At 68.6% G+C, this 21,487-nt stretch carries 19 protein-coding genes; 10 read left to right on the forward strand and 9 right to left on the reverse strand.

The features are described from left to right. Positions 1-14: 14 nt before the first annotated feature. From OHV05_RS14485 to OHV05_RS14500, 4 genes are all read right to left on the reverse strand, one after another. Positions 15-911, reverse strand: a complete 897-nt coding sequence (locus OHV05_RS14485) for a carbohydrate ABC transporter permease (RefSeq protein ID WP_405018009.1) — start codon at positions 909-911, stop codon at positions 15-17. Between the two features lie 95 nt (positions 912-1,006). Continuing rightward, the gene (locus OHV05_RS14490; RefSeq protein WP_405018010.1) at positions 1,007-1,936 is read right to left on the reverse strand and encodes a carbohydrate ABC transporter permease; all 930 of its coding nucleotides are present in this window, start codon (positions 1,934-1,936) and stop codon (positions 1,007-1,009) included. Between the two features lie 73 nt (positions 1,937-2,009). Then, positions 2,010-3,371: an extracellular solute-binding protein gene (locus OHV05_RS14495; RefSeq protein ID WP_405018011.1), complete on the reverse strand. Its 1,362-nt coding sequence runs from the start codon at positions 3,369-3,371 to the stop codon at positions 2,010-2,012. A gap of 239 nt (positions 3,372-3,610) precedes the next feature. Then, entirely contained in the window at positions 3,611-4,102 is a 492-nt protein-coding gene (locus tag OHV05_RS14500) for an Lrp/AsnC family transcriptional regulator (protein WP_403038263.1), read from the reverse strand. 112 nt (positions 4,103-4,214) lie between these two features. Here OHV05_RS14500 and OHV05_RS14505 point away from each other — a divergent pair, with 112 nt between their 5' ends. Then, positions 4,215-5,828: a histidine decarboxylase gene (locus OHV05_RS14505; RefSeq protein ID WP_405018012.1), complete on the forward strand. Its 1,614-nt coding sequence runs from the start codon at positions 4,215-4,217 to the stop codon at positions 5,826-5,828. 325 nt (positions 5,829-6,153) lie between these two features. On the opposite strand, the gene OHV05_RS14510 is transcribed toward OHV05_RS14505, so the two are convergent. Next, positions 6,154-7,818, reverse strand: a complete 1,665-nt coding sequence (locus OHV05_RS14510) for a hypothetical protein (RefSeq protein WP_405018013.1) — start codon at positions 7,816-7,818, stop codon at positions 6,154-6,156. A 554-nt stretch (positions 7,819-8,372) separates the two neighbouring features. Between OHV05_RS14510 and OHV05_RS14515 the strand changes: the two genes are divergently transcribed. Then, positions 8,373-9,239, forward strand: a complete 867-nt coding sequence (locus OHV05_RS14515) for an HNH endonuclease (protein WP_405018014.1) — start codon at positions 8,373-8,375, stop codon at positions 9,237-9,239. Between the two features lie 115 nt (positions 9,240-9,354). On the opposite strand, the gene OHV05_RS14520 is transcribed toward OHV05_RS14515, so the two are convergent. Next, the gene (locus OHV05_RS14520) at positions 9,355-10,368 is read right to left on the reverse strand and encodes a DNA cytosine methyltransferase (RefSeq protein WP_405018015.1); all 1,014 of its coding nucleotides are present in this window, start codon (positions 10,366-10,368) and stop codon (positions 9,355-9,357) included. A 532-nt stretch (positions 10,369-10,900) separates the two neighbouring features. On the opposite strand from OHV05_RS14520, the gene OHV05_RS14525 reads away from it, so the two are divergent. After that, positions 10,901-11,686: a tyrosine-type recombinase/integrase gene (locus OHV05_RS14525; protein WP_405018016.1), complete on the forward strand. Its 786-nt coding sequence runs from the start codon at positions 10,901-10,903 to the stop codon at positions 11,684-11,686. Between the two features lie 275 nt (positions 11,687-11,961). Here the strand turns inward: OHV05_RS14525 and OHV05_RS14530 are convergent, their stop codons facing one another. From OHV05_RS14530 to OHV05_RS14540, 3 genes are all read right to left on the reverse strand, one after another. Next, the gene (locus OHV05_RS14530) at positions 11,962-12,882 is read right to left on the reverse strand and encodes a helix-turn-helix transcriptional regulator (protein ID WP_405018017.1); all 921 of its coding nucleotides are present in this window, start codon (positions 12,880-12,882) and stop codon (positions 11,962-11,964) included. Positions 12,883-14,057: 1,175 nt separating this feature from the next. Further along, positions 14,058-14,741, reverse strand: coding sequence for an HAD family hydrolase (locus OHV05_RS14535; RefSeq protein WP_405018018.1), 684 nt, complete (start codon positions 14,739-14,741; stop codon positions 14,058-14,060). Next, positions 14,741-15,589: a GntR family transcriptional regulator gene (locus tag OHV05_RS14540; RefSeq protein WP_405018019.1), complete on the reverse strand. Its 849-nt coding sequence runs from the start codon at positions 15,587-15,589 to the stop codon at positions 14,741-14,743. Before OHV05_RS14540 ends, OHV05_RS14535 begins: the two co-directional genes overlap by 1 nt. A 566-nt stretch (positions 15,590-16,155) precedes the next feature. On the opposite strand from OHV05_RS14540, the gene OHV05_RS14545 reads away from it, so the two are divergent. Genes OHV05_RS14545 through traB form a run of 7 tightly spaced genes read left to right on the forward strand, consistent with a single transcriptional unit; the run spans position 16,156 to position 21,404 of the window. Then, entirely contained in the window at positions 16,156-16,431 is a 276-nt protein-coding gene (locus tag OHV05_RS14545; protein ID WP_405018020.1) for a hypothetical protein, read from the forward strand. 27 nt (positions 16,432-16,458) lie between these two features. Then, positions 16,459-17,274 carry a hypothetical protein gene (locus tag OHV05_RS14550; RefSeq protein ID WP_405018021.1) on the forward strand — a complete coding sequence of 272 codons (816 nt, stop codon included), beginning with the start codon at positions 16,459-16,461 and terminating at the stop codon, positions 17,272-17,274. After that, positions 17,271-17,645, forward strand: coding sequence for an RRQRL motif-containing zinc-binding protein (locus tag OHV05_RS14555; RefSeq protein WP_405018022.1), 375 nt, complete (start codon positions 17,271-17,273; stop codon positions 17,643-17,645). Before OHV05_RS14550 ends, OHV05_RS14555 begins: the two co-directional genes overlap by 4 nt. Before the next feature lie 53 nt (positions 17,646-17,698). Further along, positions 17,699-18,148 (forward strand): hypothetical protein, encoded by a 450-nt coding sequence (locus OHV05_RS14560; protein ID WP_405018023.1) that lies wholly within the window; start codon positions 17,699-17,701, stop codon positions 18,146-18,148. Between the two features lie 22 nt (positions 18,149-18,170). After that, the gene (locus tag OHV05_RS14565) at positions 18,171-18,731 is read left to right on the forward strand and encodes a hypothetical protein (RefSeq protein ID WP_405018024.1); all 561 of its coding nucleotides are present in this window, start codon (positions 18,171-18,173) and stop codon (positions 18,729-18,731) included. A 22-nt stretch (positions 18,732-18,753) separates the two neighbouring features. Continuing rightward, positions 18,754-19,335 (forward strand): plasmid transfer protein TraA, encoded by a 582-nt coding sequence (traA, locus tag OHV05_RS14570; RefSeq protein WP_405018025.1) that lies wholly within the window; start codon positions 18,754-18,756, stop codon positions 19,333-19,335. A 35-nt stretch (positions 19,336-19,370) separates the two neighbouring features. Then, positions 19,371-21,404: a plasmid transfer protein TraB gene (gene traB / locus OHV05_RS14575; protein ID WP_405018026.1), complete on the forward strand. Its 2,034-nt coding sequence runs from the start codon at positions 19,371-19,373 to the stop codon at positions 21,402-21,404. Positions 21,405-21,487 lie beyond the last annotated feature (83 nt).

Raw genomic sequence — 21,487 nt, forward strand, 5'->3', positions numbered from 1 at the left:
CGGGCCTGCGGGGCTCAGCCCTTCAGCCCGCCGGAGGTGAGCCCGGACATGATGTTGCGTTGGAAGATCAGGAAGAAGACGACGGTCGGCACCGAGGCGATCGCCAGCGCCGCGATGATCACGTTCTGCGGCACTCCCATCGACAGTGACTTGATACCGATGTTGAGCGTCTGGTTGGCCGGGTCCGGCTGGACCAGCATCGGCCAGAGGAAGTCTTTCCAGACGTTCACCACCGCGAAGATCGACACCACCCCGAGGATCGGCCGCGACATCGGCAGCACGATCGACCGGAGTGCCCGGGTCGACGTGGCCCCGTCGATCGCCGCCGCCGCCATCAGGTCCTCCGGGATGGAGTCGAAGAACCGCTTCAGCAGGAAGATGTTGAAGGCGTTCGCCACCGTCGGCAGCCAGATCGCCCAGGGCGTGTTGACCAGGTTGACGTGCAGCAACGGCAGGTCCAGCACGGTCAGGTACTGCGGCACGATCAGCACCGCGGCCGGGATCATCAGGGTGGCCAGCATCATGCCGAGGATCAGGTTCCCCAGCACCGGCCGCAGCTTGGACAGCGCGTACGCCGCCGCCACGTCGAACACCAGCTGGAAGGCGAGCGCCCCGAAGGCGTAGTACAGCGTGTTGAACAGCAGCCGCCCCATGCCGAGTTGGCGCCAGGCGGTGGCGTAGGTGTCCGGGTGCAGCTCGGACGGGAAGAGGGTCGGCGGGTTCTGGATCACCTCGGCGGTGGACTTCAGCCCACCGGTCACCAGCCAGTACAGCGGACCGAGGAAGACCAACGTGAAGCCGGCCACGGTCAGCACCAGCACGGTCCGGTAGAGCAACCTGCCGAGCGGACGGTTGAGTTGGGTCTGCGAGATCAGCGTCCGGGTCAGCGGCTCGTTCACCGGGGCTCCCATGGTCGGGGCCTGTCTGACGATTCGCGTCGGATCAGGCCGGGTCGTTCGGTGCGTGCCGGGCGGGCCGGGCCCGGCGGGAATCGTCGGACAGGCCCCTAGTCGGCCTTCCGGGACAGCCGGACGTACAGCGCGGAGAACCCGGCCAGCACGAGCAGCATGATCAGGCCGAGCGCCGAGGCGGCGCCGTAGTTGTTGAAGTTGAAGGCGTACTGGTAGACCAGGTAGACCACCGTGGTGGTGGACCCCTGCGGTCCGTTCCCGCCGGTGAGCAGGAAGGGCTCGACGAACACCTGCATGGTGGCGACGACCTGGAGCAGCAGGAGCAGCGAGAGGATCAGCCGGGTCTGCGGGATGGTCACGTGCCAGACCCGCCGCCACAGGCCCGCCCCGTCCAGCTCGGCCGCCTCGTACAGCTCACCGGGGATGCCCTGGAGCGCCGCCAGGTAGATCAGCGTGGCGCCGCCCATGTTCATCCAGGTGGACGCGATCACCACCGAGAGCATCGCGGTGTCCGGCGAGTTGAGCCAGGCCGAGGTCGGCAGGTGCAGCGCGTGCAGGATGCTGTTGAACAGCCCGAAGTCCGGGTCGTAGAAGTACTTGAAGAGCAGCACCGAGGCGACCGGCGGCATCATCACCGGCAGGTACACCAGGATCCGCAGGTACGACTTGGCGTGCCGGAGCTCGTTCAGCAGCACCGCCACGAAGAACGGCACCGCGAAGCCGAACACCAGCGCCAGCAGCGTGAACAGCAGCGTGTTCCGCCACGCCTGCCAGAAGGCCGGGTCCTGCAGCAGCTGGTCGATGTTGTCCAGACCGACCCAACTGGTCGTCCCCCGCTTGGTCTTCTGGAAGCTCATCACCACTTCGCGGACCATCGGGTACCAGGTGAAGAAGCCGAAGCAGAGCAGTGCGCCGATCAGGAAGCCGTGCGCGGTGAGGTTCTGCCGGACCTTCCGCCACAGTCGGTCCCGGTCCTGGTGGGTGGTGGGTCTGGCCGCCTTCCCGGCGACACTGATCGCTGCCATCGCTTCGTTCTCCCGCTGGATCGTCGGTACTCCCCCGGCGGGGGCCGGCCTGGCGACCGGCCCCCGGGTTCCGCTACTGGAGGCTGGCCAGCACCTGGTTGACCTGGGTCTCCGCGTCGGTCAGGAGCTTGGCGACGTCGGCGTTCTTGTCGGTCAGCACCGCCGAGACCGCGTTGTCCATCACCTTGTAGACCTGCTGCGCGTTGGCGGGCTCGGTCTTGCCGGGCACCGAGGCGGCCAGGTACGGCGCGTAGTTCTGCACCGGCACAGTGGCGCTGGCGGCCTTCGCCGCGTTGTCGGCCGTCAGGCTGGCCCCGGTGAAGAAGAACGGCTGCGGCAGACCGACCGGCAGACCGTCGGCCTTGGTCCGGGCGTAGTCGAACTGACCCTTGCCGATGGTCAGGTACTTGAAGTTGATCCAGGCGATGCCCGCCTTGATCTGCTCCGGGGTGGAGCCCTTCTTGAACATGTAGTCGTTGCCGCCGAGCAGCGCGGCCTTCCCACCCGGCATCGGGCCCATGCCGTACGCCTCGTAGTCGCCCTTGAGGGTCTGCACCATGTACGTGATGTCGTCCGGCGCGCCGATGTACATGCCGAGCTTGTCGGACGCCATCTGGGTCATCAGGTCGGGCCACTTGAGGCTCTGCGCGGCGCCCATGGTGTTGTCGGTCCAGCGCATGTCGTACAGGTTCTGCAGGACCTGCTTGCCCTCGGGGGTGTTGAAGGCGGCCTTCTTGCCGTCCTCGCTCACCATCTGGCCGCCCAGTCCGTACAGTTCGGCCGTGTAGTGCCAGCCGCCCTGGTTGGTCGCGCTGTAGTCGCCGTACCCGTTCACCCCGTTGCCGAGCGCAGCGATCTTCTTCGCCGCCTCCCGGATCTCCGCCCAGGTGGTCGGCGGCTTCTCCGGGTCCAGCCCCGCCTGCTTGAACAGCTTGCGGTTGTAGAGCAGGCCCATCTTGTAGTTCGAGGTCGGCAGGCCGTAGAGCTTGCCACCGTCCTTGAGGGTGGCCAGCACCGACGGGTCGATGTCCTTCAGCGCCGGGACGGTGGTGTCGTTCACGTACGCGCTGATGTCCTCGGCGCCGCCCGCGTCCAGCACCTGGTTCAGGTCGGTGAAGTAGGTGTAGAAGACGTCCGTCTGCGTCTTGCCCTTGAGCTGGGCGGTGAACGGAGCCGGCTCCTCGCAGGGCGAGGCGTCCTTGCTCTTGATGGTGATCTCCGGGTGGAGCTTCCCGAACGCCGCGATGTCCTCGTCCCACTGCTTGCGCTCGGCCGCCTTGGTCACCGGCGGCTGACAGTCCACGCTGACGGTCACCTTCGACGTCCCGCCACCTCCGCCCGAGTCGCCCGAACTGCTGCAGGCGGCAAGGGACATGCTCATCCCTGCGGCCACGGCGACAACGACGGATCTACGGACGAGCCCAGTTCTGCTCATGACGGAGGAACCCTTCTGCGGGCATGGGTGGGTTGGGTGCCGCAGTGCTGGGTTGCTCTCCCGGCGGCTCCGCCACTTAACCACTGCTCAACAGATGACCACAAGATGTCGACGAGATTTCGCAAAAACTCGACAGGATTCCTCGATCATCCCACTTCGGGACCACCGCCGACCGAACACTCACCCCCACCAGGGCGTGCCACGCCACGGGGCCGGGCGGCGGCGGGCCGGATGCGGCGTCACGGACCGGGGGTCAGGTGCCGACGGCCGGCGATCTGCTCGAAGATCAGGTTTGTCCGGGTCTGGGCCACCGCCGGGTGGGTGGTGAGGTGGTTCACCACGAAGTCGCGCAGGGCGTCGGGGTGCGCGAGCGCGACGTGCAGCAGGTAGTCGTCGGAGCCGGCCATGTGGAACACCGCCACCACTCCGGGCAGGTCGGGCGCCACGTCGCGGAAGCTCTCGTTCTGCTCCCGGGTGTGCGCCCGGAGCCGGACCGAGATCATCGCCTGCAGCGGCAGCCCGATCGCGGCGGGCGCGATCTCCGCCCGGAACGCCCGGATCACCCCGCGCTCGCACAGCGTCCGCACCCGGGCCAGACAGGTCGACGCGGCTATCCCCACCGCCTCGGCGAGCGCGTTGTTCGGGGTACGGGCGTTGTCGACCAGGATCCGCAGGATGGCCCGGTCCACGTCGTCGAGGGGCGCGCGGCGAGCGCGGGAGAAGTTCGGCACGGCGCCCAGACTCGCCTGCCGTTCCGACGATCCACAAGGTTTCCGGGGCTTCTTCCGAATGTTCTGCGGACTGCTTCCCCCGCTGCCGTCACGGGTTCCATCCTGGGCTGCCATGAGCCGAACCGACCTCCTCGACGGACCAGCCCTCCCCCACCCGCCGGCCCCCACCGAGGAGCCGGACGCCGCCGACTTCGCGATCCCGGCCGCCGGCCTGGGCAACGAGCAACGCCTGCGTGCCCTCGACCGGTTGGACGGCTACCTGACCAGGAAGCGCCGCAACCTGCTCGGCTACCAGGCCACCCAGGAGATGGGCGGCTGCGCCTTCGACCTCGGCCGGTTCCTCCAGCACAACATCAACAACCTCGGCGACCCGTTCCAGAGCGGCGGCTACAAGCCGAACACCAAGGTCGTCGAACGCGCGGTGCTCGACTACTACGCCGCCCTCTGGCACGCGAACGGGCCGCACGACCCGGCCGACCCGGAGTCGTACTGGGGCTACGTGCTCTCGATGGGCTCGACCGAGGGCAACATGTACGCACTCTGGAACGCCCGGGACTACCTCACCGGCAAGCCCCTGCTCCGGTCCGCCACCGGCTCCGCCGCCCGCTCGAACTCCCTTCCCCCGGTGGCGTTCTACTCCGAGGACACGCACTACTCCTTCGCCAAGGCCGTCCGGGTGCTGGGCGTCGAGACCTGCCACGCCGTCGGCACCGAGCAGTACCCCGGCGAGTGCCCCCTGGAGGGGGACTGGCCGACCGAGGTACCCTCCCGCAGCGGGCCGTCCGGCAGTTCCTGGGACGGCACCGGCGAGATCGACGTCGACGCGCTCGCCGCACTGGTCGAGTTCTTCGCCGCCAAGGGCCACCCGATCTTCGTCAGCCTCAACCTGGGCAGCACCTTCAAGGGCGCCCACGACGACGTCCGGCAGGTCTGCGAACGCCTGCTCCCGATCTTCGAGCGCCACGGCCTGATCCGGGCCGAGGTCACCCACGGCCGCGACCCGCAGACCGGCGCCCCGCGCACCGACCTGCGCCGCCGCTTCTGGATCCACGTCGACGGAGCCCTCGGCGCCGGCTACGCCCCGTTCCTCCGGATGGCCACCGCGGACCCGTCGTTCGGCTGGACCCCGGACACCGCCCTCCCCGAGTTCGACTTCGGACTCACCCTCCCCACCCGGGAGTTCGGTGACCTCGACCTGATCTCCTCGATCGCCATGAGCGGCCACAAGTGGCCCGGCGCGCCCTGGCCCTGCGGCATCTACATGACCAAGGTCAAGTACCAGGTGTCCCCGCCCTCCCAGCCCGACTACACCGGCGCCCCCGACACCACCTTCGCCGGCTCCCGCAACGGCTTCTCCCCGCTGATCCTCTGGGACCACCTCTCCCGCCACTCCCACCGGGACCAGGTCGACCGGATCCGCCGCGCCCAGGAACTGGCCGCCTACCTCGAACAGCGGCTCCGCCTGCTGGAGCTCTCCCACCACCTCACCCTGTGGCCCGCCCGCACCCCGGGCGCCATCACCGTCCGCTTCCGCCGCCCCAGCCCCGCCCTGGTCACCAAGTGGTCCCTCTCCTCCCAGGACGTCCTCACCACCCCCGGCGACGAATCCACCCGCCGCAGCTACGTCCACGTCTTCCTGATGTCCTCCGTCGACCGCCCCAAGCTCGACGCCCTCCTCGCCGACCTCACAGACGACCCCACCCTCCGCACGCCCCCACTCTCCTGAGCCCCCGAACACAAGAAGAGCCGGCCCCTCGGGGTCACCCCGACGAACCGGCTCTCCACCACACCTTCCGAACCCTGAGCCCCCTGTCGGGTTCGAACCGACGACCCCCGCTTTACAAGGATTGGCGTGACTCACATGCCTTGACCTGGTGCGTCCAGGCAACGGGCGCTGGCCTGCTGGGACTCCAAGCCCAACCGCAATTCCCCGCCACTCCCCACACGATCGGGCACGACTGGGGCATGCTGCAGAGACCGTTCCGGGGTCTCTCCTTTAAGTCACCCAGTCGCAGCAGGTCGGAACCTAGTGCCCAGAGAGGTGGCTGATGTCAGATGCCTGATAGAGCTTGACCAGGGAGTGTGCTCCCTAGGTAGCGGACAGGGGGCTCGTCCTCCGACAGAGGAAACGTGACGGTTGCCTGCCCGGTAGCGTGAAGTTGTTGCCGTGCCTCCAGCAGGTTGATGGCCGGGCCAACGACGGCAATCTGGACCATCGGGCCTAGGCTGATCTCGGTCCCGCTGATCTCGTGGACGACGTTAGGGTGGACCGCAGCGAGCCGAAGTTTGACGCCGTCGGTAAGTCGGTCCAGCGCTTCGAGGCTGGTCAGTTTCAGGGAAATCGAGTTGCCCTCGACTCGAACATGTTCACCGTTGAGGAGTGCGAGGGTCTCCTTGATCTCGCGGGCCTCGTGAGGCGTGAGATCAGCAGGCGCGACCGGGAAGAAGTGCGCAGTCAGATTCTGGAGATGGGCGAGGTCTGTGAAGGTCTCGGACCACCAGCGCGCTGCTTCGGGCGGAATCAGATGACCGTCGGTGGGGATTGGCTCGATGATGCCGCCTCCGTGGTCGTGGAGCTCAAACTCAAGTGTGCGTCCAGGCAGCATCTGGGACGCCAGCCGCAGTACCGGAAGGTAAGCGTTGGGCAGACCGCGCTCTGGCGGGGCGAAGCTCATGTCCAGCCGCGACCGCCGGGTGACGATTTCTAGCTGGAAGTGCATCGTGAGCGCCCCAGTGGCATCGGCGCCGTAGAGGCGACCACCAGCGGTCCCTGTGGAGCGGCGGTCGAAGGTCAGATGCAGGGAAGCAGCTGGAAGGCCGGACTCGGTCCGGACGAGCAGCGTGGCAGTGATTGGCTCGGGAAGCGGCTCAAGATTAGACAGCAAGGTTAGGGTGCCTTGATCAGCCGGACCGGCGATCCCCAGAGAGGCCGGCGCGGTGATGGCGACGTTGCGCAGGTTCTCGGCGGCGAGGTGGATGTCCTCGCCGCCGAAGCGGATCGTGTCCTCGAATTTCTGCCGCAAGGCTTCCTGTACCGGGTCCTGCGCAGGAAAACCGATCTGTCCCTCGACGGAGATCTGCTCTCCCTCCGGAATCTGCTGGCCCCTAGGGGAGATCTGGACCACCGGTTCGCCGTCTATATCCGACCGGACGACGAGTTCGTAGTGCGTGGACAGCTCGCTGGCGCGAGCCAACAGGGCCGTGTACCGGTCCACGAGGTCAGGGACCGCGCGCAGCATCACGTCCCGCTCAGCACGCGCCTCGCCGATGAGCTTCAGGATCTCTTCGCCCTCGTTGTACACGGCGTAGCGCACGAGCTCTGGATGATCGGCGAATTGGGCGTTCAGCCACGTGAGTCCGCGCCAGTCCCGGACGAAGGGGAAGTCGTCGCGGAGGCTGTCGAACCACCGCTGTTCGCCTGGAGTCGGGTCGATCGGAACCAGGAGGTCCCAGTGATTGGGCTGGTGCCGGGCGGTCGACTTTAGGGAGTCGATGACCTGCTGCCGTCGGCCATCGACCATTCGGCCGGTAAAGGACTTGATCTCGTAGTTCACAAGTTCGCCGACGTCGGTGTACTCGAAGAGGTCCCTCCCTCCGTCGCCCCCGCTTCCGTCCACTGGCACGGCCTGGGGCCGCAGCCGCACGATCAGCATGCCGATCAGAGCCTCAGCCGTCTTCGGCTGCTGCGCCAGCCTGGTCCACGGAATCTCCACCATTGGATCACGCTACCTGGGAGGTGAACCCGGGCGCAGTACTTGGCGAGAAGCGGCGAAGGCTTGTGCGCAACGGCCAAGTCCTTCGCGACGGGCGCCGACCAACTCTTGCGAACCGCCTGGCTGCCTGCGCGGACAAGGCCCAGCTCCGGACCGTCGGGGCGCCGCCCTATGTCGGCACCGACCGGCCCGCGCCCCCACTCCCGCTCTCGCTCTCGCTCTCGCAAGACCTGGTCGGCCAGGTCGAGCTGTCGGCCCGCTCCCTCCATCTCCCGGCTTGTATGACGACCAATCGTCCGGCCCCCGGCGCGCCGTCGTGCCCTGCTCGTATCCGTTCAGCAGGGCTGCACCGACCGATCAGGATGTGCGCCGATTGACAGCCCATCCGGCGACCTGCAGCCAGTGAACGACATTGCCGCCGGAATCCGGCGGCAACATTTACACCTCAACTTGCCATCAACCCAGCTCTTGCAAGGCATGCACGGGATCCGAGTTGACGGATACCCCATGCCGGATCCATAGTTCTCCCACGCCGACTTGCCGACTTGGGAGGGACCATGGAGATTCCTGCACTGCCGCTGCCTGGCAGCGACGAGCTTCACCAGCTGGTGACGAACGCGGAGACGCGCGTTGTCTACGAGGTGCTCTACGAGACCCGGGACGAGCCGCTGGACATGATCGAGATCCGCGACCGCGTGACTCTGCGGACCGGGTCGGCGAACGAGCACACCGGTCGGCGGCTGCGCGACCTGCGGACACACTTCGACGTCGAGGTCGTACCCACGCCCGGCGTCCGGACCCGGCCGCGCTACGTTCTCCAGGGATGGCACCCGGAAGCGGACAACCGCACGCGGCGAATCACCGTGACGGGGTCGCTCCGGGCCAGGACGTTCCACAACTACGGCAACCGGTGCGCCCAGTGCGGACGGACGCCGAAGGACGACGGGATCCGCCTGGAGGTCGACCACAAGATCCCGCTCGAACTGGGCGGGGACAACGAGCTGGAGAACCTCCAGCTGCTCTGCAACCAGTGCAACAACGAGAAGCAGGCGCTCTTCGGCGACCACGCCGGCGACGCCGCAGCCATCAAAGCCGCCATCAATCAGGAGAACGTCCACCTCAGGATCGGCGAACTCCTGAAGGCCATGGCGGGCAAGGAAGTCTCGATCGACCTCCTGAACCTGGTGGCCCAGGACGAGAACCGCGGGGACCCAACCCGGCGGCTCCGCGACCTCCGGGCGCTCGGCTGGACCATCGATGTGTCCCGCCGCAAGGAAGGCAAGCGGACGATGAGCTACTACACGCTCACCGGGTGGCAGCCCTGGCCAGCCGAGGGCCCGCGGGCTGCGGTCAACGCCCTGGAGGCAGAGCGCAAGCGGCGGAAGAAGACCAAGGACCAGGGGAGCGGGGAGGGCGGCCTATAGCCCCGCCCCCGTCCAAGAGCCTTCTCCTGGCTATCGGACGGCCCCTGCCGACTACCGTCGGCAGGGGCCGTCCGATAGCAGCGTTGGCGCTCCATTGCTCAGCCGATCAGGCTGCTCAGAGCACTGACGCCACTTGTTCCTGAGGCTGGCGGAGGCCGAAGGCCGCCGCGGCGACGTGCGCGGCCAGGAGCGGCGGAACGGCGTTGCCAGCCTGCTCGTACTGCTTCGTCTGGGTGCCCTGCCAGGGGTAGTCGCCCGGGAAGGACTGCAGGACGCCGGCTTCCAGGACGGTGATGCGCGCCGTGTCCGCCGCGCCGCTCCGGCCCTTCCAGGCTCCCCGTTCCCGGGAGCCTTCCAGGGCTCGGCGGGCCTGGGTCGGGAAGGGCTCGGCGCCGCCGGTCTTGCCGCCGCCGGCGGTAACGGTGGGCGCGGGCCGGTCGGTGGCTCCCCAGCCGAGGCCCTCTGCCATGGACACCCAGCGGTCGCGGAACTCCCCGAAGAGGTTCCCTTCCTCGCCGTGCTCGGTGTGGGTGGGCTCGGGGGGCTGGGCCGTGCGCTTGTTCGAAGCGATGAGGATGGCGCGGCGCCGGCTCTGGGGCACCCCGAAGTCCGCGGCGTTCAGGTTGCCGCACCAAGTGCTGTAGCCCCAGCCGCGAAGGACCTCGGCGTAATGGCGGAACAGTGGGAGGGCGTCGGGGACCTCCTCCATGACGACGTCCTCGGGCCGCAGGTCATGGATGTAGCGCATCGGCTCGGCAGCGAGCAGGGACCGCGGGTCCTCACAGCCTACGAGCAGTGCCGCGCGAGAGTCCCGGCCACGGGCGAGGTCGTCAATCGCCTGATGGACCAAGGGCTGGTCCCGCAGCCCCAACTGCTTGCCCGCCCTGGACCAGGCCTGGCACGGCGGAGACGCGATGAGACGGTGGATGCGACCACGCATCGGCGCGGTTGCGATCTGGGCGACGTCCGCGCGGACGGTCACATGCCCAGCGGCAGCCCGTGTCCGGGAGGCGGCAGCGTCCCACTCGATGCCGATATCAGCGATGCTGTGATGGCGGCGCAACCCCTCGGACCAGCCGCCAGGGCCGGCGAACAGGTCGAGGGTGTCGGGAGCGCCGACGGTAGGCATCAGGCCTCCGTGTCGAGTGTTTGCGTGAATACTGCGGCCGGGTCGGGATGCAGCACCCTGCCCGACGGCGGGCCGACTTCCAGCGGCCAGCCCAAACGACCTTACAGGCGAGACGCGATCGGCCTGGCGTAGCGCATCTAGCCCGCGCGGTGATGTGACCCTCCTGCCGTACCGCACCTCCCAGGGCCGCACCGGCGCGACCTTCGGCTTTTCAGACGCGGGCAGCTAAAGGCCATGCCCAGGTGAGGCGCTGGTGGTCGCAGGCGCTGGCGCCGTGCCAGTCTGCCCGTGTCTCCGCCCCTGTCCGAGGCTGTTGGCGTACAGGTTGGTGTACGCCAACAGCCTCCTGATGGAGCCACCCAGCGTGGAGTCTGGCTGCGTCCGCTGGCGGAGCCTGTGCCGGACTTGGGCGAGTGCGGAGCAGGTCCAGCCCGTGATGCCAGGGCGTGCGGAGGAGTAGAACTGAAACGGCAGCAAGCCTGCCACCGCTCACCAGTCCCACCGGACTATCCGGGTCGCACTGGGAGAGGCGGTGCGGCGCCGGCATCTCACCATCAATGTCGCAAAGGACGCGAAGGCGCCCAGGATCGAGGAAGAGGAGATTGAGCCCTACTCAGTCGAGGAGGTGCAGAAGATTCTGCTGGAGGCCGGTCGCCGTCGACACCCCGCCCGGTGGGTGATTGCTCTCGCGCTGGGCCTGAGGCAGAGCGAAGTCCTTGGGATGAAGTGGGCCGACGTGGACCTGGAACGCGGTGTCATTCGTCTCCGGCGTGGACGGCTCCGGCCGAAGTACGCACACGGCTGCGGCGGTGACTGCGGCTGCAAGGCCGGGTACTGCAAGCAGCGGGTGCAGGTCCGGCGGGAGACTAAGGAAACCAAGTCCCGGGCCGGCCGCCGCCTGATCCCGCTCCCGGACGAACTGATCCGGCTGTTCGGCAAGCACCAGGAGAGCCAGGCACGGGAGCGGAGCCTCGCCCGGCAGCTTTGGGCGGAGAAGGAGTACGTCTTCGCGTCGCCGACCGGTGAGCCGCTTAACCCGAACACTGACTACCACGAGTGGAAGGACATCCTGGTGGCCGCCGGGGTCCGGGAGGCCAGGTTGCACGACGCCCGCCACACCGCAGGGACGGTGCTGCGGCTCCTGAAGGTCCCGGAGCGGATTGTGATGGCCATCATGGGATGGTCGTCCGTCTCGATGGCGAAGCGCTACCAGCACGTGGCCGACCCCATGCTCCAGGAGACGGCCGAGAAGATCGCGGTCCTGCTCTGGGGCCTGCCGGACGGAGCCCCTGCTGAGACCTTGGAAACGGCCGACTGAGACGGAAACTGAGACGGGGAACGACGAAGGCCCCGACTGCAGCGCAGTCGGGGCCTCGCGTTTGCCCTGGCGGGCAGGTGCGGAGGATACGAGATTCGAACTCGTGAGGGTTTTATCCCAACACGCTTTCCAATTCTCCAGGGCTGCGTTCGCCAGGGTCCATGCGCCACTGACCAGGGGGTGGCGGGCCGCTGCAGCTATGTACTGAACGGGAGTGAACTGAGACGAACGAGACGGAAACTGAGACGGGTTACGTCCCAGTGCGCTAGTTCGATCTAAGCTGCGATGCCCAGAAGTCGCTGGATGGGCGGAGTCTGTGGGTCGACGAGAGCGCGGTCGGCGGCTGGAGCAAAGGCTGCCTTGGGGTTCTCTCTGAGTAGACGCATCCAGTCGCCAACCGTTGCTTTGAGCGGAACCTCGACAACGGGTGTCGGACGAGCTGGGACTTGAGACGACAGCACTGAGCCGATGAAGGCACCGTCCAGTTGCGTGATCATCACTACCTGGTGAGTGAAGTTCGAGACGTACCTCATGACATCCAGCGCGGGTTCCTCTTGGGTTGCCACGACGAGCACGTGTGCTCCTGAGGAGTCAGTAGTGCCGTCTTGGCTGCTCAGGAAGGACAAGAAGCTTGGGAGCTGTGTCGCCTGGAGCTCGTCGACAATGGCCGTGTGAGCCTCGTCGTAGACGCCGTTAGATGGCACGGTGTGGATCGACAGTGCAGTGGCGTTTGCGAGCGCAAAGTCGATCTCAGTCATCTCAGCGCGAGTGGGGAGGGTGAGGTCATCAGCCAAGCCATGCTGCGCCAGCCAAGTATTGACCTCAGTCCACAGCCAAACGTTCGACCTGCCGGCGGTCCCCTCTGGGAACGGGAACGGCTGCCCATCGCCCTTCCGCTCGCCCTTGACCCACTGGGCGACGTTCTGGCGAGTTCGGTCTGTTCGTTCGGCGATCTCATGCATGCCAACAAGATCACGATCCAGGCGAAGGATGCGCAGCGCAGGGACCGCCGCCCTGGCCATGCTTGCGCACTCCAGGGCGGCACGCACCGCAGTCTCGCCTTCCCAGGTGATGGTGAGCAGATCCAAGCCACCAGCCCGTGAAAGCAATGCATCTAGTTGTTCGCGAAGGGCATCTACCGACGAATCATCGTCAACGTCGACACCCGCCACGACGAACGTGAACTCGTACTCCATGGGTGACTCCCCTGTCGGCGTAGGCCCACCATCGCAGAGTCGTTGTCAACCGTCAACAGCAAAATATGGACATCTCGGACATTTTGCCGTGTGACTAATCGCGCTCTTTGCCGGTGAGGCTGCGCTGCGGGGAGTCCTCCGGGAGGGGGCAGCGGGCCGCCAGGCGAGCGATGCGCTTCGCTTCGTTACCTGCGTTCCTTGGGGTGCTGCTGACTGGGATCGTCGTGCAGTGGGAGTCGCAGGGGCAGTAGACCTTGCCCCAGTGTCCATCCTTGTGAATCCGCCAGCCTTCGGCTTCCAGCTTCTCTAGGGCTGTCCGGATCTCCTTCTTGGAATGATCCCCAGCCCGGAGTGGTGGGCCCACCATCAGGCCGTCTCCTCAGGGTGGAGGGTTCCCAGGAGCGCGTGGCATGGGAGTGGCCATTTTGGCATGTACGCGTGCCGTGACAACTAGTGCCCTTCTGCGCCGTTGCAGGTGCCGGCAAGAGGAACTGCCGGGCCCACGCCGCCGACCCCCTATCGGCCACTTGGGTGACAACCAGAGTATCTGTTGTGGCTGCCACCGGAGTTCGCCCTATATCTAGTGTCGTTGCCAGAATTGGACCTCGCATCGCGTCTATCGGCCGGTGCGCCTCAGCTGAGCCACCGCAGGGCTTCACGCCAACAGACATGCAGCTGACCTGGTCAGCCCGCTCTGCAGCAGACGAGTAGCATTCCGGTCCTTCTCAAGGGCGACTTGAGTGACAAGGGGACTCAAGCGCCCTCCGCCGCCCAGGGGCATCAGCTATCTGAGTGGCGCCGACCGGTCGCCTCGGCAGGGCGGCGTACGCCCCATCTCCCCCTTGCCGGAAAGATTTTGCGCACCGCCGCCTTGCGGACGCCCCGGTTCGGCCGACCAGGTGGCGACCGCTGAGGCGGCGTCAGAACCCGTTCCACGGGAACGGTGGGAGCACAACGAACAGGGCGGGTACCGGCTGCTCGCCGGTACCCGCCCTGAACTGGGGAGACCCCCACGTGCGGAGAGTGTGGCATTTGAACCCACGGTGACGGGTTACGCCACGACAGTTTTCAAGAACGTCAGGGCGGCCTGTGCTGACCAGCATGTTCCTGTGCCCGTGGGTCGCCTGGCCCACAGCTGGCCCAGAGCACTAGTGAGGCCACCCGTACGACCACGCTCATTCCAGAGCGTCCGCGATGGTCTGCATCGAGTCCACTACCAGCACCGCACCGGCCTCGGCCAACCGAGCGTCCTTGCCGGGCTTGTTGGCGTAGCCGATGGTGGAGATCCCAGCGGCGAATCCGGCCTCCACATCCCTAGCCGCGTCGCCGATGAAAATGCACTCCCCAGGCTTGCTGCCGCGTGCGTCCATCGCGTCAACCAATAGCCGCGGACTCGGCTTCATGGACGCCGGATCGCCGACGACGCGCCCGAAGACACCCACGACATACCGGTCAAGCTCCCGCTCAACGAGGTACGCCGTGATTGCTGCCCCCGCGTTGTTGCTGACCACGGACACGGACCGGCCCGACCGAGCGCAAGCGCGAAGGAGCGATTCACCACCCTCGTTCGGCCGGCCAACTCGGACCGCGTCCGTCTCCAGCCCAGTGAGAGCTTGGTCCGTCACTTTCGCCAGATCCGGGCGGGCGTCCGCGACCAGCCGAAGCAGGGCGAGCGGATCGGTCTCGGTCTCGCCATCAGGTGGGACCTGCTCACCCTTGGCAAGCAGGCCCCCGCGAAGACGTTCGGCAACTTCCGGTGCGGGCAGGCCTGCGAACACGGAGCACAGTGGGCCGTCGAAGTCGAGCAACACGTGCCGTACGGGCCGGAGCAGATCCGCGATCGACGGGGCTGCGGTCATCACGACTCCCTCTCGTACGCGATGGTGGACCACACGCTGTCGAACCACATCTGTGCCTGCTGAACGTACTGCGATCCAAGCGATGCATCGTCCGGGCCGGCGGCGTGGTGGAACAGGGTCGTGTCCTTGCCCGTGACGTCGTAGAAGGTGTGGTCACCTCCACTGATCGCCACCGTCCGCTCTCGGAGCGGGTAGAAACCGAAGAACGCCTCGGCACGGTTGAGGATGTAGAGCTTGAACAGGCTGGACCCCCGGTGCACCTTGACCTGCACGGTGGCGGACTGGATCAGGCCCAACTCCGCCAGCATTTCGACTGAGTGCGCGATGCCGCCCGCATTGGTGAGCGCGATGTTCCGAGCACGCTCCCGCAGCGCCACCTCGTCCTTGAGACCATCGACCAGCACTGGCACAGCCATCGGCTCCGACGTGTCCGGCAGAAGCAGCCGCACAGCGATGGACTCAGGGGCCAGCCGCCCAGAGCGGACTTTGTCGAGCGGTTCTTGCAGGGCACTGTGCAGTGTCTCGCTGGAGAAACCCGCGAAGTCGAGCGTCACCCGCTGCTGCTCGAAGGCCGCTTCGATGTGTGGCCGGAGACCCACCGGCCGCGACGTGCGCTCCCGGATGAAACTGCCGCTTCCCTGCCGGGTGACGATGAGCCCCTCGCTCCGGAGGATCTCCAGTGCTCGGTCGACCGTCCCTCGCGCCACGCCGAAGTGCTTGGCGAGCTGCGGACCTGACGAGAGTTTGTCGCCCGGCTCAAAGCCCGGCTTCTTGGTGAGGATCGAGGCCCGCAAAGAGCTGCTGACCTGCTGATACGGCGGGCGGGAGTCATCCGGGTCAAGGCTCATGAACCCATGTTAGAGCAGGTGCTCAACATGGGCGAGAAACCCATCCCTCTTGACCTGCTCAAGCAGGTTGCCTATGTTGAGCACATCGCATCGAGTGAGACAGGGGCGAGACAAGAGGGGCCTTCTTCGGGCTGCTCTGAACTGCACAAACGCGTCCCGGACTGATGTCCGGGGCGTGAGCTGAGGCGGAGGACGCTGCAATCTCCGCAAAGGCCAGGCGAACAGGGGCTCCGGCTCCGACTGGCGAGGTGGCCCGGTGACCGCGAGCAACGGCCGGAGAGTGGGGGCGTGGCCCCCCGTGCAGTGCGTTTCCCGTGGTCCGTCGGCTTTGAGGTGGTGATGAACGTGGTTCGAAGCAGGTCGCATAGGTGGCCTCACCTGGCTGTTTACCGGTGAGGCTCGCCCCAGTCGCTCGCGGTTCTCGTCGTTCGTTCCGCCCCCAGGGCGGTGGGCACGGCGGGTTCCGTGGCTGCTCGGTCGAGTAGCTGTTGCCAGTACGGCTGCAGCCCCGGTGCTGGAACACCGGGGCCGCTCAAGGCCGTCGCATCCGGAGGGAAGTACGACCCATGAAGAACATCATCGCAGGCCAACGCGCACTCGGTGTCGAGGAGTTCGCGGAGCTGGCGCTGGGTGTGGACGCCGAGCTGTTCGCCGGTGTGCCGGATGAGTCGTCGCAGGAGCGGGCGGTTCGGCTGGACGTGGCGTTCGCGGTGCTGGACGACTTGCGCCGGGAGGACTTCGAGCTGGCCGCCTACGCGGAGCGGCTGCTGAGGTCGGCGCCGGTGCCGCTGCGCCGGCCGGCCAAGTCGCTGTCCGTGCCGCTCGTCGCTGTCGCGGCCTGAGTGGGGTGTCCGGTGAGGAATCGTCGGATGGACCTGCTGGCGTGGCTGGCGATGGGTGCGGCGGTGACGGTCTCCGCGCACGGTGAGTGGGCGCTGGCAGTGGAGTCCGGGTTTCACCCGCTGGTCGCGGTCGGCCTGCCGCTTGCGCTCGATACCTACGCCCTCCGGGCGCTGCGGGCCGGGCGGGAGGTGCTTCCGCCGGTGCTGGGGATGATCGCGACCAACGCCGCAGCGCACCTGCTGGCGGCCGGGGTGATCCACCCGGACTGGCGGTTGATCGTGGCGGTGTCGGCCATCGCGCCTCTGGTGCTGTGGCGGGTACACGTACTCCACACCGCCAAGGCCACCGCCGCCGCGTGGGCACCGGAGCCGGAGTTGCCACCCCTGTGGGCCGACCCCGTACCCGCCGTACCCGAGGTGACCGAGCGGGAAGCGGCGGCCGTACCCGCTGTACCCGGGGTGTACCCGGAGCCCGTACCCGCCCCGGCCGAACCGCTGCCGGCGGTGGCCGCCGAGGGGCTGCCGGAGCTGGCGTTCAGCCCGCTTCCGCCCTGGCCCGTACCCGCCCAGCAGGTCACCCCTACCCGCCCGCAGGCGGTGGACGAGTACGTACCCGAGCAGGGCGAGTACACCGGATACACCACCCCTGACCAGGACGAACAGGCTGGCGGGGCGGATGAGCTGACGCCGGTTGCGGCCGCACGGTTCGCCGAGGTACTCGCCTCCGGTGGCCTGCCGTCGGTGCGTACCCTGCGCACCGAGTACGGCATCGGCCAGCCCCGAGCCCAGCGGGTACGCGACGCCCTCCGGCCCCTCTCCGGGCCCGGCCAGGTGGCCGCGTGAGCCGCCCGAAGTTCTTCGACCCGGAGGGCCGCAGGTACGGGGGTATCCCCACCTATCCGTGGCGGCAGGCCCCGGACGGATACCTGACCCGCCGCCAGCTCCGCAAGCGGGGGCTGCGGCCGAACGGGCAGGACGTGGCCGCCCAGATCCAGTGGAACTCCCGCTTCGGCGGAACCGCCCTGGCCTGCCTCTACCGGGCCGAACTCGCCGCGCCGGTCCGGGAAATGACCCCCCGCCAGCGGGCCGCACTGGACGCCGCCAACCGCGCCAAGCGCACGTGCCCGGCCTGCCGGCGCGACGCCGGATACGTCCTGCCCCGCCACCTCGGCACCTGCGCCCCCTGCGCCGACGGCACCCCGCACCCCGCCTGACCCGCGCACCTCTCCTCTCAACGTTCCTGCACAGCAGACAACTTGGAGATCCCGTGTCCCACGTTCGTGCCGCGCGGTTCGCCGCCGTCTACGCCTTGCTCCGCGCCGCCGGTGATCTGGCGGACCACTGGGTGCAGACCGACCACCAGGCCACCAACAAGGGCCAGCACGACCACAACGACGGCCAGTCCAGCGCAGCCGGCCGCCGCGCCTGCGCCGCCCACGTCGCCACCTACACCGCCACCCAGACCGCCGCCCTGCTGATCGGCTCCCGCGTGCTGGGCGTCCGCTTGCGGCCGGGCCCGGCCGCCGTGGCCCTGGCCCTGTCGGCGCTCACGCACTACGCCGCCGACCGCCGCGAGCCGCTCCACCGCCTGGCGGACGCCACCGGCAAGGCCAACTTCGTCCGCCTCACCGACTTCGGGATGAACGGCGCCTACGCCCTCGACCAGGCCTTCCACCACACCGTCGAGACCGCCGCCGCCCTCATCGCCTCCGCCTGACGACCCCGAAGGAGGACCCGCCATGGGTTCGCGCATCCGCAAGTCCCGCATACCCCGCCAGCGCGGTCGCCGCTCGCCGGCCGCGCACGTCATCGACCTCGGCCGGGGCACTCAGCCCTTGGTCGTCGTCGTGCCGCAGCGCCGCCCGCTGGCAGGTGAGTTGGCGCTCGCCACGGTCGGCGCGCTCTGGCGCGGCCGCACCGACTGGGCCCCGACCTGGGCCGGAGCGGCCCTGTTCACCGCAACCGGGGTGCTGTCCCTGGCCGCCCCGGCCGCCGGTCTCGCGTTCGCCGTCCCGGCCCTGCTGGTCCCGGCCGGGTGGGCGGTGGTGCGGCGGTGGCACCCGCGCTCGGCTGTGCGCCGCCGGGCCCGCACCCTGACCCGCCACGTCCTGGCCGGCTCGGCCGCCCTGGCCTGGACGGCCGCCGCCGTCCTGGCCGGTCCGGTGAACTGGCCGCTGGCCGGGCTGCTGCTCGCGGGCACCACCGCCGGCCAGGCCGCGTGGTGGCACAACCGCCGCACCCTCGCCGTCACCCCGCTCACCCCGGTGACCGCGCCGGCCAGCGACGCCGTCCAGTCCTGAACTCACAGAAGGAGAAGCACAGATGAGCACTCCTCCGAACTGGCAGCAGTACGGCCAGCAGCAGGGCTGGCAGCCCCCGACCGGTGCCGGTCAGCAGACCCGGGCCCCGCGCGGCGGCAACGAGCGCTCCACCCAGTTCCACTTCCACGTCGGCGGCCCGAACGCCGGGCCGGGGATGGGTGGTGGTGCGGCGGGCGGGATCGGCGCCCCGCGCGGCGGCGGTGCCGGTGGGGGTCAGGGTGCGGCCGGCGGCCGGACCCACTCCCCGCTCGGTGACCCGGAGTTCTTCACCAACGCCGACGTGCGGGCGTTCTGCGAGAAGGGCCGCTCGGCGTTCCTCCAGCTCTCGTTCGAGCTGGCGATGGCCGCCGAGGTGCTGCAGGCGGTGCTGAAGGAGGTCCCCGACCCGGACGGGCGGCCGTTCGGCTCGCAGTCGAGGGCCCGGCGGGTGGCCAAGCACCTGAAGAAGGCCGCCGACGACGCGAAGGACGCCGCCGCGAACGCCGCCCGCACCTACGCGGCGTTCCAGAAGGAGTTCGACCCGCAGCTCTCCCGCGTCGCCCGGCCCCGCCAGCAGCGCCGCGCCTTCGACTTCGGCGGCTGACCCACCCCAACTGACCTTCGAGGGAGGTAGATCCCGTGTCCGGCACCAACACCGCCCAGCCCATGCAGCTCGACCCCAACTCCCACTCCGGCGGGGTGGGTGACTACCTGCTCCACCGCGCCAAGCCCTACCTGCCGCCGTGGCTGCTGGCCGGCGGTGTCGGCGCCCTGTCCCTGCCGGCCAGCCTGATGTGGTCCGGCTCCGCCGCCGCGTCGGCCGCCCTCACCCTGGCCTCGGCCGGGCTGACGGCCGCCACGTGGTGGGCGGGCAAGCCCACCACCCAGCAGCGCCGCCTCCACTCGGCCATCACGGTCGCCGCTGGCACCGCGTGGTTCACGGCGGCGGCGCTGGCCGGGCCGACCGCCGGGCCACTGCCGAGCCTCTACCTGATCGGGGCCCCGGCGCTGGCCGCCACGTGGAACGTTCGCCAGTTGATGCGGGTCAACCCCGAGGCGGCGGCCGGGACTTCCGCCGACAAGGGCCTGCTGGAGAAGGTCGGTCTCGCCAAGACCCTGGTCACCTCGGCGAAGGTCGCGCCGAACAAGGCCACGTTCGAGCTGCAGCTCCCGCCCGGGGAGCTGACCGCCGACGACGTGTCCAAGGCCCTGCCCGGCCTGGCCTCGGCGTTCCGAGTGTCGAAGAACGCGGTGCGGATGACCACCGACCCCGACGACGCGTCCCGCGCCACCGTCACCGTCGTGCCCACCGACCTGCTCAAGAACACCGTCCCCTTCCCCGGCCCCTCCCACCCGGCCGGCTCCATCGCCGACCCCGTGCACCTCGGGATCTACGAGGACGGGGAGCCGCTAGTGATGTGGTTCCCCGGAGACCCGGAGGCGAGCCGCAACGCCATGCACCTGCTGATCATGGGGATGACCGGGTCGGGGAAGTCCGAGGGCGGCATCACCGCCCTCGGGGAGGTCATCACCCGCCGCGACGTGATCGTGTGGGCGTCCGACCCGGCCAAGGCGGAACAGACCCTCGGCCCACTGCTACCCGCGCTGGACTGGGCCGCGCTCGACACGCAGTCCACCAAGGCGATGATCGCGGCCATCAAGGCGGCCATCCCCGCCCGCACGTCCTGGCTGGCGAAGTACGGCTACAAGCAGTGGGAACCCGCGTGCGCCGAGGTCCAGGCCGACGGCTCCCCGGGCATGCCGTACCTGATCGGGTGGTTCGAGGAGGCCGCGAAGACGATCCGCGAGACGGACGACGACGTGTTCACCGCGATCGGCCAGGAAGCCCGCTCCGCCGGCATCTCCCTGGCCATCTCCCTTCAGCGCGCCTCCGGCTCGCAGGTGTCCACCGACACCCGGGCGTCGCTGGGCAGTTCGTGGGTGTTCGGGGTCCGGGACGACCGCGACGCCGGGTTCGCCCTGCCGGATGAGGCGTTGGACGCGGGGGCGGCGCCGCACGTGTGGAAGGACAAAAAGCCCGGCTACTCGTACCTGGTCGCCAACGGCGTCCCGGAGACGTTCTGGGCCAGCCCCGCCCGCTCCTACCTCACCCCGGTCGAGTACCTCACCTGGGCCACCGTCACGTTCGCCGACGTCCGCGCGGTCTGTGACCCGGTCACCGAGCAAGCCGCGGTAAAGGCGGCCGGGCCCGCATACACCAAGCGCACCCGCTACCCGCTGCCGCAGCAGCCCGCACCCGCCCGCCCCGAGCAGTTCGAGGAGGAGGTGTTCCCGCTGTACTCCACCGACGACGGGGACGAAACGGACACCTGGGAAGGTGAGACGGACGACCCGGAGGGCTGGATCGACCCCGAGGTCGAACTCCCCGAGGTCACCACCGTCATCCAGCTCTCCGCCCCTGACAACCCGCCCCGGACCAAGGTCACCAAGGCGCACGCGCAGCAGATCATGGCCGAGCTGCTGGAGCAGTTCGAGACCGAGGGCCGCACCGTCGTCGCGCCGGCCGACTTCATGGAGCACTGCGACCGGTTCAACCGCTCCCGCGCCTGGGTCTCCGCCGAGGTCGCCGCGATGGTCGTCTCCGGCCGTCTCCGGGAGACCGGCGAGACCGGCTGCTACGAGATCGTCCCGCCCGACTACCGGGCCGCCTGACGCATCTGACGCGTCAGACGCTCCTGACGCCGAGCAGCCCATTTCCCCAGGTAACGCGCACCCGCGAGGGGCGTCAGACGCGT

Source organism: Kitasatospora sp. NBC_00070 (assembly GCF_045041205.1).
In the GTDB taxonomy this organism is placed as follows: Bacteria; Actinomycetota; Actinomycetes; order Streptomycetales; family Streptomycetaceae; genus Kitasatospora.